Consider the following 4,681-nt stretch of genomic DNA (forward strand, 5'->3'; position numbering starts at 1 on the left):
TCGTCCCGCAGCGCCAGCTCGATCCGCCGCTGCTCCAGTTGCACCCGCTTGCTCGGGTAGAGCAGCGCGTGCAACTCCTCCGTGGCGCTCGCACCGGCGCCCCGGCCACCCGCCGAGGCGGCCGGGCCCGCCGCCGGGCGGCTGCGCAGCCGTCGCGCCACCGCGCCCAGGAAGAACAGCACCACCAGCCCGGCCGGAAGCAGCAACCCGCCTGCCGCGCCCGTCAGAAGCATGCCCATACCGACCCCAACGCCTCACCGCCGCCCGGGAGTTCCCTGCGCACCCGAGGTGACGGGTGCCGACCGGGACGGGACGGCAACCGTCCGCGCCGCGGCAACCGCCCGCGCTACGGCAGCGGCACGACCGGCAGGTCGGCCGGGACGAGGAGCTGCAACTCCTCCGTCGACGGGTCGGCGAGCGCGGCGACCCGTACCGCGTGGCGCTCGACCATGGTCTCGAACACCTGCCGAGCGGTGCGCCCGTTGCCGAAGTTGGGGCCGCGCTCCAGCCCGGCGAAGTGGTCCAGCAGCGCGCCCTCGGTCGCCTCGGAGAGGGCGTACTCGTGCTCCGCGCACTGGGCCCGGGCGATCTCCAGCAGCTCGTCCGCCGTGTAGTCGGGGAAGGTGATGGTGCGTGAGAAGCGCGACGACACACCGGGGTTGGCGGAGAGGAAGCGCTCCATCTCGGCGGTGTAACCCGCCACGATGACGACCACCTCGTCCCGATGGTCCTCCATCAGCTTGACCAGGGTGTCGATCGCCTCGCGCCCGAAGTCCCGCGCCCCGTCCTCGGGCGCGAGCGCGTACGCCTCGTCGATGAACAGCACCCCGCCGCGCGCCCGGTCGAAGGCGGCCGCGGTGCGGATCGCGGTGGAGCCGATGTGCTCACCGACCAGGTCGACCCGGGCCACCTCGACCAGGTGCCCGCGCTGGAGCACCCCGAGCGAGGCGAGGATCTCGCCGTAGAGCCGGGCGACCGTGGTCTTGCCGGTGCCGGGGGCCCCGGTGAAGACCAGGTGCCGGCGCAGCGAGGGTGCCTTGAGCCCGGCCTGCCGGCGCCGCCGCCCGACCGAGATCAGGTCGATGAGGGTGCGCACCTCCTGCTTCACCGTGGCCAGCCCGACCAGCGAGTCCAGCTCGGCGAGCGCCTCCTCGGCCGGCCGGCAGTCCGGGATCGGCCCGATGGCGGAGCCCGCGGCAGCGGCGGCAGCGCCCGGGGCGGCGGCCAGGACGGGGACGGCGGCGGCCAGTTGGGCCGTCCGCGGACCCGGAACCTCGGCACCGACGCCGCCGCCGACCGGCGCCGCCGACCCCACGTCGTCCGAGGTGCACCCCTCCGTGACCGGCCCCGGCTCGGAGAACTCGAACCCGGCCCGCGCGTTCTGCTCCGCCCGGCACCGGGTGAGCTGGGTGCGGCACCCGTCGATGACGTGGAAGCCGAACCCCTTGCCGTGCGAGACCCGGCAGTCCTCGAAGGTGCCCCGCCCCTGTGCCGAGATGTACACCCCGGCGTCCGTGCTGGCGCGTACGGTGCAGTCGCGCAGCACCGGGTCGGCGCCCTTGGTGACGATCACCCCGGTGGCCACGTCGGAGATCTCGCAGTCGGTGAGCAGCCCGCCGCTGCCGTGGTCGCGGAACCAGAGTCCGGTCCCGGCCTCCTGCACCCGGCAGGCGGCCAGCGAGACCGTCGCCCCGCCGCTGACCGAGACCGCCGAGCTGCGGATCCGGCTGAACGAGCAGCCCTGGGCGACGGCGGCGGAGTCCCGGTCGAGGACGAACAGCGCGTCCGGCAGGTCGTGCAGCGAGCAGTCGGTGAGGGTGAGCCTGGCGCCGTCGCTGACCCACAGCGCCGGGTACTCGCCGGTGGAGCCGTGGATCTGGCAGGACTCGGCGACCGCCTCGGTGCCCTGGTCCCAGACCGACAGCGCCCCGCGCCCGAAGTCCCGCACGGTGCTGTGGTCGAGGCTGAGCCTGGAGCGTCCGCGAAGGTCGGCGCCGTTCTCCGGCAGGTCGTGCACCCGGCAGCCGGTGAGCACGAGTTCGGCCTCGCCGTCCAGGGTCAGGCCGTTGCCGGTGACCCGGTGGATCTCGCAGTCGACCAGCCGCCCGCCCGCCTGCGCCTCGGCCTGCACGCCGCTGCCGCGGATCTCGTAGATCTCGCAGCCGGTCAGCTCGGCGACACTGCCCGGGTCGGAGAGCAACACCCCGGCGCCGGAGGCGTGGTGGACGCGGCAGCGGTCGAGTGCGGCGGTCGCGCCGCCGAGGACGGCGAGCCCGGCCTGCCCGGCCGCGGCGACCTCGCAGTCCTCGAAGGCGGCGGCCGTCCCCTCGCCGCGCAGCCGCAGCCCGAGCCCGGCCGGGTTGGCGATCACGCAGCCGCGCAGGGTCGGCCGGGCACCGCCGGTGACCTCGACGCCGGTGGCGGAACGGGTCTCGATCCGGCAGCCGCTGAACGCGGGCGCCGCCTGCGGTCCGGTGACCAGGACGGCCGGGGTGGAGGTGTCGCCGCCCTCGACCACCAGGTCGCGCACGGTGGCGGCGGCGGTCACGGTGATCGCGACCCCGGAGGCCGGCTCGATCCGGACCGTCCCCGGGCCCTGGGCCGGGACGATCGTCACCGGCTTGTCCAGCAGCACGTTCTCCCGGAAGGTGCCCGGCCGGACGGTCACGGTGTCGCCCGGCTCGGCGGCCGCCAGGGCCTCCGCGAGCGTGTCGTACTCGCCCGCGCGGCGACGCCAGCGGGATGCGCTGTCCTGGGTGACCCTGACCCTGTGCTCAGCCATGACGGTCTGTCGTCCCCACCTTCGTCGTGCCACCTTCGTCATACCGGCGACCAGTCGTTCCGGCGGCCGGTTGTATCGGTGGCCGGTCCTACCTGCGACCAGTCGTACCGGCGGTCGGTCGCGCAGGCGATCAACGGGCCGTACACGCGGGGTGCGCGGGCCGCCCGCCCACCGTAGCGCGCCCGCGTGGGTGGTCCGGCCGCCCGCCGTCACGCGGACACCGGTAGCACCCACCACGGCCACAGGTTCCGACCACTTGTTTCAACGAGCGCGCACAGCCCGGGTTCCGTACGGGCGCACCGCGACCGGGGCCCGGTACGCCCGTACGGAACCGGTGGACGCGTCGCACCGGTGGCGGAGCCCGCGATCAGCGCCCGTCGGCGGGCCAGTGCGCCCCGTCCTCCAGGACCTCGACGTCGTCGCCGACGTGCAGCGCGCCGAGCACGTCGCCCGTCACGCCGGCCGGGCGCTCGGGGATCAGGTTCTGCCCGAACGCGGCCTTGCGCATCAGCCGGTGGTGCCGGGCCAGGGTGCGCAGCGGCTCGGGGCCGCGCCGCTCGCCGTTCTCCTGGTCGGTGGTGGTGACCACGCAGCGGCCGCAGGGCTTGACCACCTTGAACGTCACCGAGCCGATCCGGATCCGGCGCCAGCCGTCCTCCGCCCACGGCTCGGAGCCGCCGACCACCACGTTGGGGCGGAAGCGCTCCATCGGCAGGGTCTCGTGGCCGTCCGGGTGCTCCTCGGCGATCAGCTCGTTGAGCCGGTCCAGCGAAGCGGTGGTGGTGAGCAGCAGGGGGAAACCGTCGGCCATCGAGACGGTGTCGCCGGGCTCGCCGTACTCGGGGTCGACGGGGCGGGCGCGCGGGTCGTCCAGGTGGATCAGGCGGTAGTCGCCGAGCTGGTCGGCGATCCACCGGTGCGCCTCCTTCTCGGCCTCGACGGCGCGGAAGCGGGTGCCCCAGACCTCGACGTCGGCGACGGGGTCGCCGGCCGCGACGGCGGGGGCGGGGACCTCGATCCAGGAGCCGTCGGGGGCGGTCAGGGCCAGTGTGCCGTCGGGCAGCAGGCCGACCCGTATCTGCCCGAGGGCGGGGTTCTCGCGCTGGCTGACGAAGCGTCCGGTGGAGTCGGCGAGCATCCAGCGACGGTCCCCGGCCAGACCCCACGGGTGGACCTCGGCGGTGTCCGGGCTCAGACGGTACATCGACTTGACGGGGTAGACGTGCAGTCCGGTGAGGTGCATTCCCCCATCCTGCCAGCCGCGCCGTCGTCCGCTCGCGGGCCCCCGCGGCTCGCGCGGTCCCCCGTACGCGCACGGACCGCCCGGACGCCGTGTGGGGGGCGTTCCGGGCGGTCCGTGGATGACCCGTTTCTCCGTTCGCCCGGCGCTCAGTGGGCGCCGGGTTGTGCTCAGGTGGTGCGGGTGCGGGCCGCGTGGGGTCGGCCCTGGGGCGCGGGACTCAGTAGCCCTGGCCCTGCGGCTGGTAGCCGCCCTGCTGGAAGTTGCCCGGCTCGCCGTACGGGCCGGGGCGCTGCGGCTGCATCGGGCGGACCGGCGCGACCGGCGCCATGGCCGGGCGCAGCTGGGCACCGCCGAAGCCCTGGTCGCCGCCCGGGCCCTGGAGGCCGGGGCCGACCGGGGCGGGACCGCCGAAGGACTGCGGACCGCCGAAGCTCTGCGGACCGCCCTGGGGCTGGCCGCCGGGCTGGCCGAAACCGGCCGGTCCGCCGGTCGGCTGCGCGCCGAAGGTCTGCTGGCCGCCGCCCTGCCCGATGAAGGTGTTCTGGCCGCCGAAGCTCTGGCCGCCGGTCGGCTGGTAGCCGCCGCTGGCGGTCTGCGCGAAGGCCGGGGTGCCGGGCTGCGGCCGCTGGTACGGCTGGGGGGCGCCGTACCCGGGG

3 protein-coding genes and 1 pseudogene are annotated in these 4,681 nt (G+C 75.4%); all 4 read right to left on the bottom strand.

Annotated elements, in window-relative coordinates; genetic code table 11:
• Positions 1 to 239: hypothetical protein (locus J0670_RS30525; RefSeq protein WP_207814998.1), on the bottom strand; the 239-nt coding region annotated here is incomplete at its 3' end.
• A 107-nt stretch (positions 240 to 346) separates the two neighbouring features.
• Positions 347 to 2,782 (bottom strand): right-handed parallel beta-helix repeat-containing protein, encoded by a 2,436-nt coding sequence (locus J0670_RS30530; protein ID WP_207815001.1) that lies wholly within the window; start codon positions 2,780 to 2,782, stop codon positions 347 to 349.
• A gap of 367 nt (positions 2,783 to 3,149) precedes the next feature.
• Entirely contained in the window at positions 3,150 to 4,025 is an 876-nt protein-coding gene (locus J0670_RS30535) for an MOSC domain-containing protein (protein WP_207815003.1), read from the bottom strand.
• A 217-nt stretch (positions 4,026 to 4,242) separates the two neighbouring features.
• Positions 4,243 to 4,681, bottom strand: a pseudogene (locus J0670_RS30540) (hypothetical protein); the annotation flags it as partial.

It is taken from the genome of Streptomyces sp. FH025 (assembly GCF_017427025.1).
In the GTDB taxonomy this organism is placed as follows: Bacteria; Actinomycetota; Actinomycetes; order Streptomycetales; family Streptomycetaceae; genus Kitasatospora.